Source organism: Pseudomonas sp. LBUM1656 (assembly GCF_059716065.1).
In genome coordinates this window covers 118,795-139,588 of sequence record NZ_CP166800.1, presented here as the reverse complement: position 1 = coordinate 139,588, position 20,794 = coordinate 118,795, and the positions used below count along the sequence as shown (strand labels likewise).

Here is a 20,794-nt window from a genome sequence, read left to right as displayed (position 1 = left end):
TCGCCGCCTGCATTGCGCCTGGCAACGATGTGACGCAGAGCGTCACGGGCTGTATTCCCACGCAGAGCGTGGGAACGATCAGTGGGTTAGCGCCAAGGCTTCGGCTCACCAAACAACTGCCCCTGAACCCCATACAACCCCATCTCCCGAATCACCACCAACTCCCCTTCAGTCTCCACCCGCTCGGCAATCAACGGCAGATCGATGCTGTGCGCCGCCCGCTGGATCGCCTCGATAAACAGGCGCTTGTCGCTTTCCTGGTCAATCGCGCGGATGTAACTGCCGTCGATCTTCAGATACGCCAGCCCCAGCCGCGCCAGGTTGCCGATCATGCTGAAGCGCCCGCCAAACCGTTGCAGGCTCAGCGAGAACCCAAGCTCACGCAAACGCCGCGTCAGTTCTTCCAGCATCGCTTGCTCGGGCAGTTGCTCCTCGCCGATTTCCAGGGTCAGCCGCGGTCCCAGATCGGAGTGAACACGCAAAATCTCGAAGACTTTATTCAGCGCCTGCGGATCGGCCAATGTCGCCGAAGACAGGTTCAGCGCCAGCGACTCTTCATGCTCGGCCATTTGCTCCAGCACCAGCTCCAACATCAGCCGATCCAGGCGTGCGGTCCAGCCAAAGCGCTCGAGCCACGGCAGGAAGCGCCCGGCGGGAATGGTCTGGCCCTCGTCGTCGATCAACCGTGACAGCACCTTGTAATGAAGCACCAGTTGCGTGTCCTGGCTGGCCACCACGGGTTGGAAATACAACTGAAAACGTTGCTGACTCAGCGCCTGGTCCAGCAAGTTGTTCCAGGCGTGATGGTCATCCCCGACGCTCGCCGAGGCGCTGTGATCGAGGCACGCCCAGCTCTGTTCACCCTGCCCTTCGGCCTGAGCCAGTGCCTGATCGCCCAGTCCGAGCACCGCTTGCGGTGAGTCGCCATGGACAAACGGTGCCAGCCCGATCGACGCCACCGAGGCCACGTCAGTGGCGCCGGTCGCATGCAGGCTCGCCAAGGCACTGTCGAGGTTCTGCGCCAGTTGCAGCGCTTCTTCGCGCACCAGCCCCGGCGCCAACACGGCGAACTCACCGCCACGGATGCGCGTGACGAGGTTCTGGGTCTCCGGGTACTTGGCGCATTCGCGGGAAAGCTGCTCGCCCACCGCTTGCAACAACTGATCGGTGCGCTGACCGCCCAGCCGCTGGTTCAAACCGGCCAAATCCTTGACCCGCAACAAAAGCAGATAACCAGAGCTCGCCTGTTCCGGATTGCTCACCCGGGCATTCAATTGCATCTCGAAATAGCGACGGTTGGCTAGGCCCGTGAGGTTGTCCTGATAGGACTCGACCCGCAGTTTTTCACTGCGCTCGGCCTGCTCCTGAAACAACGCCTTGAGCTTCTCGACCATCTGATTCATGGCCTGCACCACACGGCGCAATTCGGGCGTGCGCGGCAGTTCCGGCAGGCTGAGGAATTCGCGGCGAGCGATGGCGTGGGATTGCTTGACCATGTAGTCCAGCGGCTTCAGTTGTCGACGCAGCAACAGCGCGCCCAACACCGCGCTCACCGCGCCGCAGATCAGTAACCAGCCGAGGCTGCCCAGCGCGCTCTGCCACAGTTTGGCCAAGGCGAACATCGGATGGCTGACCACTTCGACCCGCGCCGCCTGTTCCCAGCCACGGCTGACCAGCGCATCACCGCCGGCCGGCTCCAGGCCAATCATTTTGACGAACCAGTCCGGCACGTTGTTCACCGCCGGAATGCCGCTGCGCTCGACAATGGTCTGGTCAGTCTTGAGGTCGACCACGCGGATGCTCGCGTAATAACCGCTGTCGAAGATCGAACTGACCAACAACTCGACCATCGCCGGGTCGTCGATGTTCGGCGTCAGGGACAGCGCCAAAGCTGTCGCAGCGTCCTGGGCGTGGGAGCGCAACTGGTTGACGTACTGGGTGCGCGAGCTTTCCAGGCTGACCATGAAGCTGCCAGTGAAGGCGACCACCAGGAACAGACAGATAGCGATCAACAGCTGTTTGAACAAAGACATCTGAGCGCGTGCTCCTAGTTAGTCGTCTCGACCGGGAAACCTTCGGCCTGCATTTTCTTCAATACGTCCTGCCAGCGAGACAGGCGCTTGGTATCACCGACCTTCTTGTTGCCCTTGGCGCCCGGCAACCACAACCCTTCGGCATTGAAAGAGTAGACCGGCAGCAGATCGGTTCGTTGGCTGGCCGGTTTTATTGCATCGATCAGGCTGTCGAGCACCAGCGGCATGGCTTCGGGGCTCGAGTAGTACGTCAGCACCATGTGCGCCCGGTTCAGCCGCAGAGCCTTGACGTAAGTGATGCGCAGCTTGTCACTGGAAACGCCGAGATGGCGCAGGCTGAAGTACTTGGCGATCGCGTAATCTTCGCAATCGCCGGCACCCTTCCACAGGGCTTCGATGGGTGTTTCCCAATAATCGACCTCATGCCACAGGTCGATGTCCTCAACGTAACGCACCTGTTTGTTGAAGAACTGATTGACCACATTGAGCTGCTCCAGCTCGCTGACCTGTTTTTGCGTGGCCAGCAACTGCTGCCAGGCATCGATCCGCGGCTTCCCGTCGCCCAATGGCCCGTACAAGGCCTGCGCCTTGCGGCTGATCAGCGAAAAATCCCAATCGGCATGCAGCCCGCCCAGCATGACGCCGGCCAGCAGCAACGCGCAGCACAGCCAGCGCAAAGTCCGAGGGATCGCGAAACGTACCGCCAATGCGAGGCATCCAGATCAGGCAGGTGGAATTCGGTTGATGGTGCAGGTTAGCCCGTTAAAAGACAATGGCACGGTGCAATCACCGGCGACGCGCTAGACTTTGAATGGTGGATGACATGGAAAGTCGCGGGCTGCGGTCTTTTGTCCGTTTGACAAGCTGCATGGCAGTCACTAGTGTCCATTTGGATCCAAATATTTCAGCCAAACAGGGTGCGTAGTCGTGACACAGAAGCCCAACCCTCTCAGCAGTATCAAGGTCAGCGGGCCGATTCCCGCTCACTTGGCACGCTCGGTGATCGAAGAAACCCTGCGATCGGCCATTCTCGATGGACGCATTCCCTGCGGCACCGCGTTGCGCCAGCAGGATCTGGCCGACCTGTTCGGTGTCAGTCGCATGCCGGTGCGCGAAGCGTTGCGCCAACTTGAAGCCCAGTCATTGCTCAACGTCATTGCCCATAAAGGCGCGGTGGTTGCACCGCTGGTTCAAGGCGATGCCGTCGAAACCTATGCGTTGCGGATTCTGTTGGAATCCGAAGCACTGCGCCTGTCGATTCCCTTGCTTGATGCAAAGGATTTGGAAGATGCAGCCCGCTATATCGATAGCCTGGAGACAGAACAGGACTACGCCGAGATCGGACGGCTCAATCGCCTGTTCCACATGTCGCTTTACATCAAGGCGCCTAACCGTCGGCTCTTGCGGCTGATTGAGGACGGTTTGAACGAAGAGGAGCGCTTCCTGCGCTTCAACCTGGAAGCCATGGGCCTGGGCAAGCTGTCCCAGGACGATCACCGGGCGCTGTTGCTGGCCGTCGAAGACCGCGACATCGAAAGCGCGGTAAAAATGCTCGAACACCACCTCAATCGCGGCGTCGAGGTCATCACGCGCTACCTCAACAGCCCTGAAGCGCAAAGCAGGAAAACCTCCCGGTAAACCCGGCGCCAAGCCTGGGCGCGCAGTTCGAACTGCGCGCCGGGTTTGCCGTGAATAATCTCCTTACACATCCCCTCGGTTCTCACCGAAGCATTCAGCGACCTCACCGGCCTTCCCCAAAGCCTCGCCATCGATTGACCTCCTCAAACTCCATCAATACGCCAGTAAAGATGACGTCCGGGCGATAGCGGCGGCCGTGATTTACGCTCACTCTTGGGCTGCCAACGAATAATGAACGGGTGACGCGCCGCAATGGCGGCGCAGTCCTCGCACCAAGAACCTACGGAAGGAGTCTTGTCACGGGAAAGGAAGCACCGGCGTCAATCCCAGCCAACTTCCACCCCTTGAAGCATTCAACGGAACAACTTTGAAAGTTGCTTTGAGTGAGGCATTCACTCTTTATTTGAATTTTGACGAAACTTCGTCGAAAGGAGCAACTACGCCCAAATAAAGCTGACACTTATAGTTTTATTGGAACTTGTCGCGCGCAAGAAAGTTAAACTTGTAAATAATATAAAAATAACTTGCCCGACACTTTATTCGTGTATTAGTTTTTCTCCGCCGCCAGTAGACACGGCAACAAAACGACTTAATTGCACTTGACGACATCAATTTAATTGAGGCATCCGCTCGCCAATAAAAAACGTTAAACGACCGTAACTTATTGATCACAACACTCTTAACGCATTTCAGATCACTTATAGGCTCGCTCATGAAAACGAATAAAGACCGCCTCATCCAGAAGAAAGCAGAACTTAGTGCGCACCCGATCTTCTCTGAAATACATTCACTCTCGGTACTTCAACGGTTCATGGAAACCCATGTCTTTGCGGTGTGGGACTTCATGTCGCTGACCAAGCGTCTGCAACAGGAACTGACCTGCGTTCAACTGCCCTGGCTACCACCGCGAGATCCGCAGGCTGCGCGTCTTATCAATGAAATCGTGCTGGGTGAAGAGTCCGATGATCGTCCGGCCCAGGGTCATTACAGTCATTTTGAGTTGTACCTGGATGCAATGCGCGAAGTCGGGGCCAGCACGGTCGCCGTGGAACGTTTCGTGGCGTTGCAGCAAGAGGGGGTGAGTTACGACGTGGCGTTGCAAAGCGTTGATGTCGATCCGGCGGCTGCGCAGTTCGTGCGGCACACCTTGCACACCGCACTGCATGCGCCGGGACACAGCGTAGCCGCTGCGTTTCTGCATGGTCGTGAGAGCGTTATCCCGCAGATGTTCCAGCGGATTCTCGACGACTGGGGCATCGGCATCGAGCAAGCGCCGACCTTTCGCTACTACCTGGAGCGCCACATCGAGGTCGACTCCGAGGACCACGGCCCGGCGGCCGAAAAACTCCTCGCACGTCTGGTCAATGGCGATCCGCAACGCGAAGAAGACGTCTACGCCAGCGCCATTGCCGCCGTGGAAAGCCGCATCGCCCTGTGGGACGGCCTGCGCCTGAGCATGAGCATGAGCATGAGCATGAGCATGAGCGAACCGGTTGCAGAGGTGAACGCATGAACGCCGCCGACTATCAATCCTTCGCCGACGCCTGGGAGAGCCGCGCCACCATCCGCACGCGGCCCCGGCGGGTGCTGGAGAACGATGACAAGCTGATCTACCCGTTGAGCCGCCAGCCACTGGTGCTGAGTGAAACCTTCCTGCGTGAATGCCCGGAACAACGGGACTTCGCGCTGGTGCAGACGCTCTATAAATTCATCAACGACGTGGTGATTTTCGAAACCGAGATCGTCGACAAGACCGCCCGCAGCATCGCCAAGAATCGCTTCGCCGTGGCGTTTCCGTTTGCCTGTCGCTATGACGCCATGACCGTGGTGGTCGACGAGGATTACCACGCGCTGGTGGCGATGGACTTCATGCAGCAGACCGTCGCCATGACCGGCATCACGCCAATCCAGTTGCCGGATGAAATCGAGCTGAGCCGGGCGATTCCGGCAGCCGTCGCCCTCGCACCGGAACATCTGCGCAGCGCCGTGGAACTGATCTGCGTGGCCATCGCCGAGAACACCGTGACCGGCGATGTGGCGGCGTTCGCCAAGGACGACACGGTCAAGCAGTCGATCAAGGGCCTGATGGCCGACCACTTGCTCGACGAAGGCCGCCACTCCGGGTTCTGGTCGCGGATGGTGCGCATCTACTGGCACACCGCGAGCGAAGACGACCGCCAGCAGATTGCGCAGATTTTGCCGGTGTTCATCGGCCATTACCTGACCAACGACATCCAGAAGTCCTTCGACTTCCGCTTGATCGAGTCCCTGCAAATCGGCGACGCGGCACGCCAGGCACTCAAGAACGAAATATCGGGCATGGCCTTCCCGATCAATCGTCATCACCCGCTGGTCGCCAACATCGTGCGGTTTTTCCGCAGCAGTTCTTTGCTCGATTCGCCGTGCGTGCAAGACGCCCTCAGCGACTACCTGGTTTAACGAGGAGAACATCATGAGACGTCTCGACATTCTGCTCATTGGGCACAGCCAGGCCTTGACCGACCTGGCGCTGGAACTTGAACAACAGGGTCATTCGCTGGTGCGGCTCGAGGCGTTCGAGGAGGCGCCGTCGTTCGATCTGCTGATTGACGACGCCAGCCAGGCGTTTTCAGTCCCGGATGATGCGCCGCATCTGACGCTGCAACTGGGTGTCGGCGCGCCAGGCGCTACGGGGCTGCCGTCGATGGACCTGCTGTGCATGCAGGGATCGAAGCTGTTTACGCGCGTGCCGATTGCCGATGAACCTTCTGGAAACGGGCAGGCATTGCGCCTGCGAGTGGTGGCGGAACTGGTGGACCATGTCTCGCTGCTGGTCAGCCGATTTTCTCGCGACGCCGAGTATTTTTTGCACGCTGAGCCGGCTGCTCACGCTCACTTTGAGCGTGTGGATAACCTGCTGCTTTTAGAGCGCCTGGCCTTCACTCATCAACTCAACAACACGGCTCAACCATGGCTGCAAGAACTCGCCCGGATCCCGATGATCGAGCGCCTCGAACAGCGCTTCATCGAGTCCGCCGAGCGGCCCGCGCTTAACATCGACGGCACATCGCTGAGCTATCGGCAATTGCACGCCCACAGCCGAGCGATCCAGCAGCGCTTGCTGCCAATGCTCGCTGAGCATGAAGGGCCTTTGGTGGTCGGGATTTGCCTGCCGAAATGCAGTGCTCTGTATGCGGGGATCCTGGCGATTCTGGGCAGCGGAGCGGTGTATTTGCCGCTGGAGCCGAGCCACCCGCTGCAACGTCAGCAGTACATCCTTTCGAATGCCGGGGTGGTGTTGTTGCTGCATGACGGCCAGCATCCACTCGCCGATGAAATGCCGACGCTGGACATCAGCTGCATCGACTTTGATGACGTGGACCTCAGCCAACCCTTGATGCGCCATCGCCCTGACCTCGATGCGCCGTGCATGGCGCTCTACACCTCGGGCACCACCGGACATCCCAAAGGGGTGTTGCTCAGCCAGGCCAACCTCGCGCACTTCACCGCGTGGTACGCCAACTATGTGCAGCTGACCGAACAGAGTCGGGCCTTGCAGTTTTCGTCGTTGAGTTTCGATTCGTCACTGATCGATATTTTCCCGACCCTGCTTCAGGGTGCCGAGCTGATCGTGCCCAGCGACGACCAGCGCCGCGATCCATTGCAACTGGTCGAACTGATCCGTCATCAACGCCTCAGTCATGCGTTTTTACCCCCAGCGCTGTTGAGCATTCTGCCTCTGGATCAGCTGCAGATCCTGGACCATGTGATGACCGGCGGCGATGTCTGCGAGCCCTACGTCATCGAGCAGCTCACCCGTCAAGGCAACCTCTACAACCTCTATGGCCCGACCGAAGCCACGGTACTGATCACCGCGCGCCAGCTGCGCACGGGCGACAGCAACCGTACCCTCGGAGCGCCGATTGCCAACAGCCAGGTGCTGATTCTCGACGAGGGGTTTCAACCGGTGGCCGAGCAGACCGTCGGTGAGTTGTACATTGTCGGGCCGGGGGTGTGCCTGGGTTATCTGAACAACCCGCAGCAGACCGCCGAGCGCTACCTGGACTTGAGTTTGCCGGACGGCCAGAGCCTGCGCGCCTACCGTACCGGTGACATGGCGAAGTGGACCCGCGACGGTATCGAGCTGTGCGGACGGCGGGACAATCAGGTGAAGATCCGCGGCTTTCGTGTCGAGCCGGAAGAGATCGAACGCTGCCTGCGCGACAGCCAGTTGTACCGTCAGGTGGCGGTGGTCATCGACAGTCAGCGACGGATTCTGGCCTTTCTCGCACAACCTCAGGAGGAACAACCGGGCGTCGCTCGCGAAGCCTTGAAGGCCCATGCGATGCAGTTTTTGCCGGACTACATGCAACCTATCGCCTGGACCGAACTGCCGAGCATGCCGTTCGCCAGCAACGGCAAGGTCGACCGCAAAGCCCTGCTGGCGTTGCCTGTGAATGTTGCCGAAAACACGCTGCGGCGTTTACCCACCAGCGCCGATGAAGCGCTGTTGCTGGAGATCTGGGCCGAGCTGCTGGAGCTGCCGGCCAGTGATATTTCGACCGACGAAAGTTTCTTCAATCTGGGCGGCCATTCGATTCTGTTGTCACGGATGCTGCTGCGATTGCGTGAGGAATTCGGCCGCAGCATCTCGATCAACCGCTTCATTGAATTGCCGACCATTGCGAAGCTGGCGACGCTGGTGCGTGGCTCCGGCACCGAGGAAGTCCTGAGCGCTCAAGCGCTGGCAGATGCCTTCCGCGAGCTGGATATTCAGCCGCTGCCCATCAGCCGCATGGGCGATGTGCACAAGGTGATCATCACCGGCGCCAACAGTTTTGTCGGTGTGCACATCGTCGAGGCGTTGCTGGCGTGGGGCGTCAGTGAAGTCGCCTGCCTGGTGCGCGATGGCGGCGGGCAATCGGCGGCCGAGCGCTTCGCTCACGCGTTGCGGGAAAACCGTCTGGAGCATCTGGACCTGAGCCGGGTGCAGGTTTACGCGGCAGACATTACGCGCCCGGCATTGGGGCTCGATGCGCACGTTTACGAGCGCCTCGACCGGGAGTTCGGCGCGTTGGTGCACAACGCCGCCAACGTCAACCACGTGCTCGATTACGAGTCGCTGGCGCGGGATAACGTTGAGCCGATTTTCGAATGCCTTCGGCTGTGCGAGGGGCGCAGCAAGAAGATCTTCAATTTCGTCTCCACGCTGTCGGCGTCCAGCACGATTGCCGACGATGGCCGAGTGCTGGAATTGCCCGCCGCACAGACCCCGCCGATCTACATCAAGAACGGCTACAACCTGTCGAAATGGGTCGGCGAACGGATCCTCGAGCGGGCGCGCGAGCTAGGGGTGAGGATCAATCTTTATCGCCCCGGCAACATCAGTTTCAACAGCCTGACCGGTGTCTGTCAGCCGCATAAAAATCGCTTGATGCTGATGCTCAAGGGTTCGATCCAGCTCGGCCAGGTGCCGGAGTTCGCACTGAATTTCGACCTGATGCCGGTGGACTTTCTCGCCCGCTTTATCGCCTTCCATGCCAGCCGTTATTCGCCTGACAAATCGGTGTTCAACCTGCACAACCCTGAACCTTTGAGCTGGGACGATTACGTCGCGTCATTCCGTGAGGCGGGCCGGGAGTTTTCCATGGTCAGCGTCGCCGACTGGCAGCAGCAACTGGGCCGGGTCGACAGCGACAACGCGCTGTTCGGCGTGCTTGGTTTCTACCTCAACGGTTTCGAAGAAGACATCGGCGACATCTCGATGATCGGCCACGACAACGCCCAAGCCGGTGTGCGGCAGATGGGCGCCCACTACCCGGAAAAATCCCCGGCGCTGCTGCGTCGCGGTTGCGACTACCTCAAAGAAATCAATTTCATCTGATTCACTCAACCGGAGCAAAACCATGAAAACCCTACAACCCGATACCCTGATCAAAAACCCTCAAGGCTGCCACGTCGTGTCTTCGGTAGAGGTGCCGGCGGATGCCGCACAGGTCTGGGCGGTGGTCGGCAACTTTGCCGGCTTCGATCAATTCATTCCGGCGCTGTCGCACATTGAGATGACGGGCGAAGGTGTGTCGTCGCTACGCAAGAAATTCTTCAAGGATGGCAACCAGGTGGTCGAGCAACTCAACTCGCGGGATGATCAGGCGCTGAACATGACGTGGACCACGATTTACAACACCCTGGGCGTGGCCAATCTGTGGGCGGCGATGAGTGTCGAACCGCTGGGCGCGGGCAAGTCGCGGGCGACCTGGACCATCATTGCCGAACCGGCGCAGGGGGGTGATGAGGCGTTGCCGGGGTTCAAGGATTTTGTGCAGGGGTTTGCAGATGATGCGATGAATAATGTGCTGAAGCTGTTTGCTTAAGGCTTTGGTACAGCGGTGCGTGTTGCACCGCTTTCGCGAGCAAGCCCGCTCCCACAGGTTGACCGTGTTCCTTCTGAAGGAACACGGTCAAATGTGGGAGCGGGCTTGCTCGCGAAGAACGATGACGCGGTAGACCTGACTTGAATTAGATCTTGAAGCTATCCACCAACTGCTTCAACCGGTTCGCCTGCAACGACAACGCATCACAATCCTTCAACGTTTCATTGAGGTTCGCCACGCTCTGCTGGTTCAGCAAGTTGATCTGGTTAACGTCGACGTTGAGGGTTTCCACCACTGCTGTCTGCTCTTCGGTCGCTGCGGCCACCGACTGGTTCATGCCGTCGATTTCGCCGATGCGCTGGGTCACGCTGACCAGCCGCAGGCCCGCCTGATTCGCTACTTCGACGGTTTCTTCGCTGGAGACCTGACTGGCATTCATGGTCGTCACCGCTTCGCGAGAACCGATCTGCAGCGAGGTGATCATCTTGTGGATCTCTTCCGCCGACTCCTGCGTGCGATGCGCCAGGTTGCGCACTTCGTCCGCCACCACCGCAAAACCGCGGCCGGCTTCACCGGCACGCGCCGCTTCGATGGCGGCGTTGAGCGCGAGCAAGTTGGTCTGCTGGGAGATGCCTTTGATCACATCGAGAATGTGCCCGATGTTGTCAGTGCTGGCGTTCAGGGTTTCGATCTGGGTGCAGGACAGGCTGATTTTCTGCGACAGCTCGGTCATCGCCAGGATGGTTTTCTCCACCACCTGACGACCGTCGTCCGCCTGCTCGCTAGCGCCGCTGGCATGCTGCGAAGCATCGGCGGCATTGCGGGCGATTTCCTGAGTGGCGGCGCCCAGTTGGTTGATCGCCGCTGCCACGCTGTTGGTGCGCGCGCTTTGTTCGTCGGAACCGACGATCGAGGCGTTGGACGATGCCATCACCCGTTGCGACAGATCGTGGACCTGACGGGTCGCCGAGGACACTTCGGAAATCGAGGCGTGAATCCGCTCCACGAACTGGTTGAAGGAACCACCCAACTCGCCGAATTCGTCTTTGCTTTCCACGGCCAGACGACGGGTCAGGTCGCCTTCACCCTGGGCGATGTCCTGCATCGCGCGGCCCATGGTGGTCAGCGGACGCATCAGCACATTGATCAGCAGGCTCAGCAGCACTGCAATAACGCTCACGGCGATAAACATTGCGATCAGCGCCGAGGTACGGAAGTGGCTCAGTGGCGCGTAGGCCTTGTCCTTGTCGATCGACAGACCGATGTACCACTCGGCATTCGGCAAACCGCTCACCGGAGTGAACGAGAGGATACGGTCCTGTTTGTTCAGGGTGACGTCCTGATTGCCCTTCTCGATGCGCACGCCGGAGTTGGGATAAATGTCCTTCAGGTTCTTCATCACCTGGTCTTTGTCCGGGCTGACGATCACCTGACCGTCGGCGCTGACCAGAAACGCGTGGCCGATGCCACCGAAGTCCACCGAGTTGATGATCTTCACCAGGGTTTCCAGGCTCAGGTCACCGCCGACCACGCCGAGCAATTCGCCGTTCTTTTTCACCGGCATGGCGATGGTCACCACCAAGCCACCGACCGCCGCCATATACGGCGGCGTCAGCATGGTTTTGTCAGCAGCGACGGCTTGTTTGTACCAGGGACGCTGACGCGGATCGTAACCGTCCGGCATCTTCGCGTCGGGGCGTTGGGTGAACACGCCATTGGCCTGGCCAACATAGGTGAACTGGAAGTTCGAGGTGAAGGCCGGTTGATCAACCAGGCCTGGAAGGTCCGCGCTGGCGCCTTGGTGAGCGACGTTCTGCGCGAGATTTTCCAGGACCAGCACACGGCCGCTCATCCAGTTCTGCACGCTACTGGCCGTCAGATCGCCGGCTTGCTGGACGGAGGACTCGAGGTTTTGCCGGATGGTGTTTCGCTGCAGATAGTCGTTGTACAAAGTGAACAACGCAAAAGCCAGCACCACGACGCCAGAGGCGGCCAGAAGGATTTTATGGCTGAATTTGAGATTCATTTCATGGGACTTCTTATGCAAAAAGTGGGGATGCGTTCCAGGTGCAACATTCCATGTAACAGCGCAGGCGGCATTCTTCGGCCGCTCTACTTTGGTGCACGCATGTCTCCCCAGTCTGTCGGCACGAGTCAGAGAAATCTTAGGGGTTTGTAAGAAATGCCCGGCATTCCCGCCGAACGGTGTGCCAGAGCGGTTGAATAGTGTTTTGGTGATGACAGTTGTTCGACCGGCAGTTGCAAATTCCGCGACCCTTGATGACAATGCGACTAATTATCATTTGTGACGTCCAGGCTGTCGCGTTCATGTCCTCTCCTGAGTTTGCTGTTCAGACGCTTTACAGTAGCCATCACGGTTGGCTCAACGCGTGGCTGCGCGCTCGACTGTGCAATGCAGCCGATGCGGCCGACTTGGCGCAGGACACCTTCGTACGCCTGCTGCAAAGAACCGAACGCCTCGAACTCAAGGCGCCCCGTGCCTTTTTGCGAACTATCGCCCGTGGCCTGGTCATCGACCATTGGCGCCGCGAGGAAATCGAACGCGCCTATCTGGAAACCATCGCTCACTTGCCCGAAGCACAAACCCCGAGTGCCGAAGCGCGGGCGCTGGTGCTTGAATTGCTGGAAAGCATCGCCCGCCTGCTTGAAGGCTTGAGGCCGAAAGTGCGTCAGGCCTTTCTGCTGGCTCAGTGCGAAGGACTTACCCACAAGCAGATTGCCGAGCAGATGGGTTTGTCCCTGCGTTCGGTGGAGCGTTACGTCGCTGATGCGCTGTATCACTGCTATGTCTTGCGATATGAAGCGTAATGACTGTGGATAACTCGTCACTTCACCGGCGCGGCGAACCTCAGCAGAAGGTGGTCAAACAGGCTATCAATTGGCTGCTGCGGCTGCGCAATAACGCGGCCAACCCGAGGTTGCGCCAGCAATGCGATGTCTGGCGCGCTGAACATTTTGAACACGAATTGGCCTGGCAGCGGGTGCAGTCCCTGCAAGCCGAGTTGAGCAGCAATCTGCGTGCAGTGACCGGTGCTCAAGTCGCACTCAATACGCTGGAAAACAGCGCTCAGGGTTTGGGACGACGCCAGGCGCTCAAGTTGCTGTCGGGCGCATTGCTGATGGGTTCAGCGGTATGGCTGAGCAAGGATGCGATGGGTTGGCAACAATGGACTGCCGACTTCGCCACAGCCATGGGCGAGCGGCGTGGTTTCCAGTTGCCCGACGGCACCCGCCTGGAGCTCAACACCGCCAGCGCGGTGGATCTCGATTACACCGCGCAGCAACGGCTGATCAAACTGACGCGTGGCGAAATCATCGTGACCTGCGGCGGCATCGACGAAGCGTCTCCATTTGATCGACCGTTGCGGGTGCAAAGCCGTCACGGCGTGTATGAAGGTGTGGGCGCGCGGTTCATCCTGCGTCAGGACGATGACTGCACACGGCTCAGTGTCACCAGCGGCATGGTCGCAATTCATTCGCCACGGGCCGCCGACGGTGAGCCGATTCGGGTGCAGGCCGGGCAGAGTTATTTGATCGATCACCACCAGGCGAAGTTGGCGGCGCCACTGGATATGGATGCCGGCGCGTGGGTCGATGGCTTGATCGTCACTCGCAACATGCGCCTGGGAGATTTCCTCAATGAGGTCGCACGCTACCGGCACGGTTATCTGACGTGTTCATCGGACATCGCCGACTTGCGCCTGTCCGGAGTCTTCCGCCTGGAGAACACCGATAAGCTGCTGGCGATCCTGCCGCAAACCCTGCCGGTGCAGTTGCGCTACCGCACTCGCTGGTGGGTGACGCTGGAGCGGCAAGTCTGAATTATTTTTGGCGGGTTTTCCGTACAAGCCCGGCTTAGTCAGTAAGCACTTCAACTCTGACTTCAGCGACTTCCTACGGAAACCTACAATGACTGTGCGCGCCATCGGTAAGAATCTTCCTTGTTTCACTGCGGATACCTGCATTTTGCGCCACGCCGTTCGCGCCGCGCTGTTCTCTACCGCACTGGGTGTCGGCGTATTGCCAGCACTTGCTGTTGCGGCGCAGGGCAGCGAAGTCAGCAGCCATCGGTACACCATCGGCGCCGGTCCATTGAGCGATGTGCTCAACCAGTTTGCGCGGCAGGCCGGCATCACGCTGTCGACCACGCCGGCGCAAACCAGCGGGCGTCAGTCACCGGGTGTGCAGGGCGATTATTCGGTCGATCAGGCGCTGAATCATTTGCTCAGCGGTTCTGGCCTGGAGGCCGTGAGCCAGGATGGCAGCAGTTATGTGCTGCGGCCCGCCGCCGAATCTGGAGTGCTGGCGCTGCCCACCACCGACATCAAAGGCTTTGCCCTCGGTAACGCACTGGGCAGCATGGACGGCTACAACGCCACGCACAGCCAGATCGCCACCAAGACCAGTACTGCGCTGCTTGAAACATCACAAAGCGTATCGGTGGTCACCCGCGAGCAAATGGACGATCAAGGCTCGCAAACCGTCTCCCAGGCGATGCGCTACACCCCGGGCGTGCTGACCAATCCTTATGGCGCGACCCACCGTTATGACTACGTGGCGATGCGCGGCTTCAACGACGGCTCGGTGGATAACATCTACCTCGACGGCCTCAAATCCATGGGCGACAGCGGCACCTACAGCACCATGCAGGTGGACCCGTACTTCCTGGAGCGCGTGGATATTCTGAAGGGGCCTTCATCGGTGCTCTACGGGCGCAGTTCACCGGGTGGCCTGGTGGCGTTGACCAGCAAGAAACCGCTGTATGAGCCCTATCATCAGATCCAGGCCACCGCGGGCAGCCAAGGCCAGCGCGGCATGGGTTTTGACTTCAGCGGCCCGGTGGATGACGACAAGCGCATTGCCTATCGCCTGACAGGGTTGGCGGACCAGTCCGACACACAGTTCGATCACAACAAGGAAAAGCGTTTCGCCCTGGCGCCGACGGTGAGCATCGATTTCACCGAAGACACCTCTCTGACCCTGCAGGCCTATCTGCAACACGATCCCGATGGCGGCTATCACGGCGGTGTGCCGGCCGACGGCACACTCCATCAGCGCAACGGCAATCGCATCTCACCGCACTTCTTCGAGGGCGAGCCTGGCATCGATGGTTTTGAGCGTGATCAGCAATCCTTCGGTTATCAGTTCGAGCATCGTTTTAACGACGTATTCACGGCACGGCAGAACTTCCGCTATCTCGATTCCAAAGTGAAGATCGATCAGGTCTACGCCTATGGCTGGACCATGCCGAGCAGTAATGAGTTGAATCGTTATTACACCGGTGGCGACGAGAAACTTCATGCCTTCATTGTCGATAACATGCTGCAAGCGGAGTTCTTCACCGGCGCGACCAAACACACGGTACTGATGGGCGCGGACTATCAGCGGCGCAAAACTGTCGTCGACTGGACCAGCGGTGCGCTTGCACCGATTGATGCGTTCAACCCGGTGTACGGCAACTCGGACATCGAGTTCTATGGAACAACCAGCTACCTGCGTCGCCTGGAACAAACCGGCGTCTACCTGCAAGACTTGATCGAGATGGACAAGTGGCGCTTCTCTCTTGGCCTGCGCCAGGATTGGGTCGAGACCTCCGATGAAAACCGACTGGCTGAAGCGGAGCGATCCGTGGGCACCGAAATCAGCGACAAACGCACCAAGCTGACCGGGCGTGCAGGCGCGCTGTACCTGTTCGATAACGGCATTGCGCCTTACATCAGCTACTCCGAGTCCTTCAACCCGAACTCCTATTCGGACAGTGCCGGCAATCCTTTGGCACCGACCGATGGGAAGCAGTGGGAAGTGGGCGTGAAGTATCAGGCGCCGGGTACCGACAACTTGTTCACCGCGTCGCTATTTCGCATCGATCAGGAAAACCTCGCGACCAAACTGCCGCAGGAAAACTTCTACCGCGCTGTAGGTGCCGTCCGCTCCCAGGGCCTGGAACTGGAAGCTCATATTCAACTGACCGACCAGTTGAAGCTGCTCGGCAGCTACACCTTCACCGACATCGAATACTCGAAGTCCATGGTCAGCACCCTGAGTACTGCCACGGACATCATCGAGAACAAGGGCAACTCGCCGACCCAGGCGCCGCGGCATATGGCGTCGGTCTGGGCAGATTACAAATTCGACAGCGCGGCACTCGATGGCCTGCGTCTGGGGGGTGGTGTGCGGTATGTCGGTTACAGCTGGGCCGATGCGGAGAACACCATGAAGGTACCGTCCTACACGCTGTTTGACGCCTCTGTCGGCTATGACTTGGGCAAGGTTGGTTTGAAGGGCGTGGACGTACGCCTTAATGCGAATAACCTGACAAACGAGTCCTACGTGGCTTCCTGTGCCAGCCTGAACTTCTGCTACTTGGGCGAAGAACGCAACGTCGCCGCCACGGTGAGTTACCCGTTCTAATCACTCGACATTCCTACAAAGCCAGCACCTGATTCCAGGGGCTGGCTTTGTCGTTTCTGCAGGAACATTTCATGCGCGCACGGTTGACTGACGGCTGCGATCGGAAAGTTGTATTACAGTTTTGAGTACAACTTTTATGGAGCTGGGTTTGGGCAACATGATACTGAGGCCCTTGGTAAATCCTGGTTGTTCTTCCATGGCACAGGCGGGCGATTACCGGGGCAGGAGATCGGGGGGCAGGGCACCTTGGGAGAACGTTTTTACAGGCTGCAATTACCGATACACGGAGGCCGAATCATCGGGCTCACCAGGCAAGTCATGATTGCCGTGTTGGGTGTTTTGATTGCGGTGTTGTCGGTGACCGGGATCTATCTCTGGTGGCGCAAGTTGCTGGCTCGAAGGAGCAGTAAGGCACGCAAAGGATAGTCTGGAGTAAAGCTTTTAGGGTTCCTAGAAAGACAAAACCCCTGCCTGCGTTAGCAGACAGGGGTTTCGGAATTCAATCTTGACGATGACCTACTCTCACATGGGGAAACCCCACACTACCATCGGCGATGCATCGTTTCACTGCTGAGTTCGGGATGGGATCAGGTGGTTCCAATGCTCTATGGTCGTCAAGAAATTCTGTGACTAGCCCGTTACAACCGTAACGTGCCAGCAAAATTGGTGACTTCTACTAAAACAAAACCCCAACTGCTTTCGCAATTGGGGTTTCGGAATTTAATCTTGACGATGACCTACTCTCACATGGGGAAACCCCACACTACCATCGGCGATGCATCGTTTCACTGCTGAGTTCGGGATGGGATCAGGTGGTTCCAATGCTCTATGGTCGTCAAGAAATTCGGTAGCCAGGTCGTTCTCTCTTGCGAGATCACGCTCCAGCGAATGGGTATGTGATAGTCAGGTGTTTTGTGAGTGTCTCGAACTTTCGGTTCGTTTCGTCTTCACACACCGCAATCTGGCCTCTTTCGAGTCACAAATTGCTTGGGTGTTATATGGTCAAGCCTCACGGGCAATTAGTATTGGTTAGCTCAACGCCTCACAGCGCTTACACACCCAACCTATCAACGTCGTAGTCTTCGACGGCCCTTCAGGGGACTCAAGGTCCCAGTGAGATCTCATCTTGAGGCTAGTTTCCCGCTTAGATGCTTTCAGCGGTTATCTATTCCGAACATAGCTACCCGGCAATGCCACTGGCGTGACAACCGGAACACCAGAGGTTCGTCCACTCCGGTCCTCTCGTACTAGGAGCAGCCCCTCTCAAATCTCAAACGTCCACGGCAGATAGGGACCGAACTGTCTCACGACGTTCTAAACCCAGCTCGCGTACCACTTTAAATGGCGAACAGCCATACCCTTGGGACCGGCTTCAGCCCCAGGATGTGATGAGCCGACATCGAGGTGCCAAACACCGCCGTCGATATGAACTCTTGGGCGGTATCAGCCTGTTATCCCCGGAGTACCTTTTATCCGTTGAGCGATGGCCCTTCCATACAGAACCACCGGATCACTAAGACCTACTTTCGTACCTGCTCGACGTGTCTGTCTCGCAGTCAAGCGCGCTTTTGCCTTTATACTCTACGACCGATTTCCGACCGGTCTGAGCGCACCTTCGTACTCCTCCGTTACTCTTTAGGAGGAGACCGCCCCAGTCAAACTACCCACCATACACTGTCCTCGATCCGGATAACGGACCTGAGTTAGAACCTCAAAGTTGCCAGGGTGGTATTTCAAGGTTGGCTCCACGCGAACTGGCGTCCACGCTTCAAAGCCTCCCACCTATCCTACACAAGCAAATTCAAAGTCCAGTGCAAAGCTATAGTAAAGGTTCACGGGGTCTTTCCGTCTAGCCGCGGATACACTGCATCTTCACAGCGATTTCAATTTCACTGAGTCTCGGGTGGAGACAGCGCCGCCATCGTTACGCCATTCGTGCAGGTCGGAACTTACCCGACAAGGAATTTCGCTACCTTAGGACCGTTATAGTTACGGCCGCCGTTTACCGGGGCTTCGATCAAGAGCTTCGCGTTAGCTAACCCCATCAATTAACCTTCCGGCACCGGGCAGGCGTCACACCCTATACGTCCACTTTCGTGTTTGCAGAGTGCTGTGTTTTTAATAAACAGTCGCAGCGGCCTGGTATCTTCGACCGGCATGGGCTTACGCAGTAAATGCTTCACCCTCACCGGCGCACCTTCTCCCGAAGTTACGGTGCCATTTTGCCTAGTTCCTTCACCCGAGTTCTCTCAAGCGCCTTGGTATTCTCTACCCAACCACCTGTGTCGGTTTGGGGTACGGTTCCTGGTTACCTGAAGCTTAGAAGCTTTTCTTGGAAGCATGGCATCAACCACTTCGTGTTCTAAAAGAACACTCGTCATCAGCTCTCGGCCTTAGAATCCCGGATTTACCTAAGATTCCAGCCTACCACCTTAAACTTGGACAACCAACGCCAAGCTGGCCTAGCCTTCTCCGTCCCTCCATCGCAATAACCAGAAGTACAGGAATATTAACCTGTTTTCCATCGACTACGCTTTTCAGCCTCGCCTTAGGGACCGACTAACCCTGCGTCGATTAACGTTGCGCAGGAAACCTTGGTCTTTCGGCGTGGGTGTTTTTCACACCCATTGTCGTTACTCATGTCAGCATTCGCACTTCTGATACCTCCAGCAAGCTTCTCAACTCACCTTCACAGGCTTACAGAACGCTCCTCTACCGCATCACCTAAGTGATACCCGTAGCTTCGGTGTATGGTTTGAGCCCCGTTACATCTTCCGCGCAGGCCGACTCGACTAGTGAGCTATTACGCTTTCTTTAAAGGGTGGCTGCTTCTAAGCCAACCTCCTAGCTGTCTAAGCCTTCCCACATCGTTTCCCACTTAACCATAACTTTGGGACCTTAGCTGACGGTCTGGGTTGTTTCCCTTTTCACGACGGACGTTAGCACCCGCCGTGTGTCTCCCATGCTCGGCACTTGTAGGTATTCGGAGTTTGCATCGGTTTGGTAAGTCGGGATGACCCCCTAGCCGAAACAGTGCTCTACCCCCTACAGTGATACATGAGGCGCTACCTAAATAGCTTTCGAGGAGAACCAGCTATCTCCGAGCTTGATTAGCCTTTCACTCCGATCCACAGGTCATCCGCTAACTTTTCAACGGTAGTCGGTTCGGTCCTCCAGTTAGTGTTACCCAACCTTCAACCTGCCCATGGATAGATCGCCCGGTTTCGGGTCTATTCCCAGCGACTAGACGCCCTATTAAGACTCGCTTTCGCTACGCCTCCCCTATTCGGTTAAGCTCGCCACTGAAAATAAGTCGCTGACCCATTATACAAAAGGTACGCAGTCACCCAACAAAGTGGGCTCCCACTGCTTGTACGCATACGGTTTCAGGATCTATTTCACTCCCCTCTCCGGGGTTCTTTTCGCCTTTCCCTCACGGTACTAGTTCACTATCGGTCAGTCAGTAGTATTTAGCCTTGGAGGATGGTCCCCCCATATTCAGACAAAGTTTCTCGTGCTCCGTCCTACTCGATTTCATGACTAAGAGATTTTCGCGTACAGGGCTATCACCCACTATGGCCGCACTTTCCAGAGCGTTCCGCTAATCTCAAAGCCACTTAAGGGCTAGTCCCCGTTCGCTCGCCACTACTAAGGGAATCTCGGTTGATTTCTTTTCCTCAGGGTACTTAGATGTTTCAATTCCCCTGGTTCGCCTCTTAAGCCTATGTATTCAGCTTAAGATAACCATCTTATGATGGCTGGGTTCCCCCATTCAGACATCTCCGGATCAAAGTCTGTTTGCCGACTCCCCGAAGCTTTTCGCAGGCTACCACGTCTTTCATCGCCTCTGACTGCCAAGGCATCCACCGTATGCGCTTCTTCACTTGACCATATAACCCCAAGCAATCTGGTTATACTGTGAAGACGACATTCGCCGAAAATTCGATGCTGCTCAATTAAGAGCAACTCACAAATTTTACCTTAGCCTGATCCGTTACCAGTGAAAGTAACGTTCAGTCTATCTTTCTATCACATACCCAAATTTTTAAAGAACGATCTAATCCAAAGACTAGAAATCAACATTCACCATCATCACAATGGAATGCTCATTTCTAAGCTTTCAACAAACAGAAGCAGTAGTGGTGGAGCCAAACGGGATCGAACCGTTGACCTCCTGCGTGCAAGGCAGGCGCTCTCCCAGCTGAGCTATGGCCCCGTATTTCTACAGGTTCCCACACAAAATTGGTGGGTCTGGGCAGATTCGAACTGCCGACCTCACCCTTATCAGGGGTGCGCTCTAACCAACTGAGCTACAGACCCAATTTCGGGCTGCTTCTT

11 protein-coding genes, 2 tRNA genes, 3 rRNA genes and 1 pseudogene are annotated in these 20,794 nt (G+C 57.5%); 9 read left to right on the top strand and 8 right to left on the bottom strand.

Going from position 1 to position 20,794, the window contains the following annotated elements; translation table 11 throughout:
* Positions 1-86: 86 nt before the first annotated feature.
* Positions 87-2,033 carry a cyclic di-GMP receptor LapD gene (lapD, locus tag ACA072_RS00670; RefSeq protein ID WP_497622446.1) on the bottom strand — a complete coding sequence of 649 codons (1,947 nt, stop codon included), beginning with the start codon at positions 2,031-2,033 and terminating at the stop codon, positions 87-89.
* Between the two features lie 14 nt (positions 2,034-2,047).
* Entirely contained in the window at positions 2,048-2,740 is a 693-nt protein-coding gene (gene lapG / locus ACA072_RS00665) for a cysteine protease LapG (RefSeq protein ID WP_403108201.1), read from the bottom strand.
* Positions 2,741-2,960: 220 nt separating this feature from the next.
* Between lapG and ACA072_RS00660 the strand changes: the two genes are divergently transcribed.
* The 5 genes from ACA072_RS00660 (at position 2,961) to ACA072_RS00640 (ending at position 10,024) form a co-directional block, all read left to right on the top strand.
* Positions 2,961-3,671 carry a GntR family transcriptional regulator gene (locus ACA072_RS00660; RefSeq protein ID WP_497622444.1) on the top strand — a complete coding sequence of 237 codons (711 nt, stop codon included), beginning with the start codon at positions 2,961-2,963 and terminating at the stop codon, positions 3,669-3,671.
* Positions 3,672-4,383: 712 nt separating this feature from the next.
* The gene (locus ACA072_RS00655; protein WP_497622442.1) at positions 4,384-5,184 is read left to right on the top strand and encodes a DUF3050 domain-containing protein; all 801 of its coding nucleotides are present in this window, start codon (positions 4,384-4,386) and stop codon (positions 5,182-5,184) included.
* Complete coding sequence (locus tag ACA072_RS00650; RefSeq protein WP_497622440.1) at positions 5,181-6,110, top strand: diiron oxygenase; 930 nt, start codon at positions 5,181-5,183, stop codon at positions 6,108-6,110. Before ACA072_RS00655 ends, ACA072_RS00650 begins: the two co-directional genes overlap by 4 nt.
* 13 nt (positions 6,111-6,123) lie before the next feature.
* Positions 6,124-9,534 (top strand): amino acid adenylation domain-containing protein, encoded by a 3,411-nt coding sequence (locus ACA072_RS00645; protein ID WP_497622438.1) that lies wholly within the window; start codon positions 6,124-6,126, stop codon positions 9,532-9,534.
* Positions 9,535-9,556: 22 nt separating this feature from the next.
* Positions 9,557-10,024 (top strand): SRPBCC family protein, encoded by a 468-nt coding sequence (locus tag ACA072_RS00640; protein WP_497622436.1) that lies wholly within the window; start codon positions 9,557-9,559, stop codon positions 10,022-10,024.
* A 145-nt stretch (positions 10,025-10,169) separates the two neighbouring features.
* Here ACA072_RS00640 and ACA072_RS00635 read toward each other — a convergent pair whose 3' ends face one another.
* Positions 10,170-12,050, bottom strand: a complete 1,881-nt coding sequence (locus tag ACA072_RS00635) for a methyl-accepting chemotaxis protein (RefSeq protein ID WP_497622434.1) — start codon at positions 12,048-12,050, stop codon at positions 10,170-10,172.
* Positions 12,051-12,352: 302 nt separating this feature from the next.
* On the opposite strand from ACA072_RS00635, the gene ACA072_RS00630 reads away from it, so the two are divergent.
* The 4 genes and pseudogenes from ACA072_RS00630 to ACA072_RS00615 all read left to right on the top strand — a co-directional run.
* Positions 12,353-12,853 carry a sigma-70 family RNA polymerase sigma factor gene (locus tag ACA072_RS00630; RefSeq protein WP_497622432.1) on the top strand — a complete coding sequence of 167 codons (501 nt, stop codon included), beginning with the start codon at positions 12,353-12,355 and terminating at the stop codon, positions 12,851-12,853.
* The gene (locus tag ACA072_RS00625) at positions 12,853-13,866 is read left to right on the top strand and encodes a FecR domain-containing protein (RefSeq protein ID WP_497622430.1); all 1,014 of its coding nucleotides are present in this window, start codon (positions 12,853-12,855) and stop codon (positions 13,864-13,866) included. The genes ACA072_RS00630 and ACA072_RS00625 overlap by 1 nt, the downstream gene beginning before the upstream one ends.
* A gap of 88 nt (positions 13,867-13,954) precedes the next feature.
* Positions 13,955-16,456 (top strand): TonB-dependent siderophore receptor, encoded by a 2,502-nt coding sequence (locus tag ACA072_RS00620; protein WP_497622428.1) that lies wholly within the window; start codon positions 13,955-13,957, stop codon positions 16,454-16,456.
* A gap of 87 nt (positions 16,457-16,543) precedes the next feature.
* Positions 16,544-16,882, top strand: a pseudogene (locus ACA072_RS00615) (PepSY domain-containing protein); the annotation flags it as partial.
* A gap of 77 nt (positions 16,883-16,959) precedes the next feature.
* Here the strand turns inward: ACA072_RS00615 and rrf (ACA072_RS00610) are convergent.
* From rrf (ACA072_RS00610) to ACA072_RS00590, 5 genes are all read right to left on the bottom strand, one after another.
* Positions 16,960-17,075: ribosomal RNA gene (gene rrf, locus ACA072_RS00610) — 5S ribosomal RNA — on the bottom strand.
* 105 nt (positions 17,076-17,180) lie between these two features.
* Positions 17,181-17,296, bottom strand: a 5S ribosomal RNA gene (gene rrf / locus ACA072_RS00605).
* Positions 17,297-17,454: 158 nt separating this feature from the next.
* Positions 17,455-20,346: ribosomal RNA gene (locus tag ACA072_RS00600) — 23S ribosomal RNA — on the bottom strand.
* A 250-nt stretch (positions 20,347-20,596) separates the two neighbouring features.
* Positions 20,597-20,672 (bottom strand) — tRNA-Ala (locus ACA072_RS00595).
* Positions 20,673-20,699: 27 nt separating this feature from the next.
* Positions 20,700-20,776 (bottom strand) — tRNA-Ile (locus ACA072_RS00590).
* Positions 20,777-20,794: the final 18 nt, after the last annotated feature.

Excerpts from the sequence above, each read along its gene's own strand:
- lapD (WP_497622446.1), bottom strand. The coding sequence starts at position 2,033 with ATGTCTTTGTTCAAACAGCTGTTGATCGCTATCTGTCTGTTCCTGGTG.
- ACA072_RS00645 (WP_497622438.1), top strand. The coding sequence starts at position 6,124 with ATGAGACGTCTCGACATTCTGCTCATTGGGCACAGCCAGGCCTTGACC.
- ACA072_RS00625 (WP_497622430.1), top strand. The coding sequence starts at position 12,853 with ATGACTGTGGATAACTCGTCACTTCACCGGCGCGGCGAACCTCAGCAG.
- ACA072_RS00635 (WP_497622434.1), bottom strand. The coding sequence starts at position 12,050 with ATGAATCTCAAATTCAGCCATAAAATCCTTCTGGCCGCCTCTGGCGTC.
- ACA072_RS00620 (WP_497622428.1), top strand. The coding sequence starts at position 13,955 with ATGACTGTGCGCGCCATCGGTAAGAATCTTCCTTGTTTCACTGCGGAT.
- ACA072_RS00650 (WP_497622440.1), top strand. The coding sequence starts at position 5,181 with ATGAACGCCGCCGACTATCAATCCTTCGCCGACGCCTGGGAGAGCCGC.
- ACA072_RS00640 (WP_497622436.1), top strand. The coding sequence starts at position 9,557 with ATGAAAACCCTACAACCCGATACCCTGATCAAAAACCCTCAAGGCTGC.
- ACA072_RS00630 (WP_497622432.1), top strand. The coding sequence starts at position 12,353 with ATGTCCTCTCCTGAGTTTGCTGTTCAGACGCTTTACAGTAGCCATCAC.
- ACA072_RS00655 (WP_497622442.1), top strand. The coding sequence starts at position 4,384 with ATGAAAACGAATAAAGACCGCCTCATCCAGAAGAAAGCAGAACTTAGT.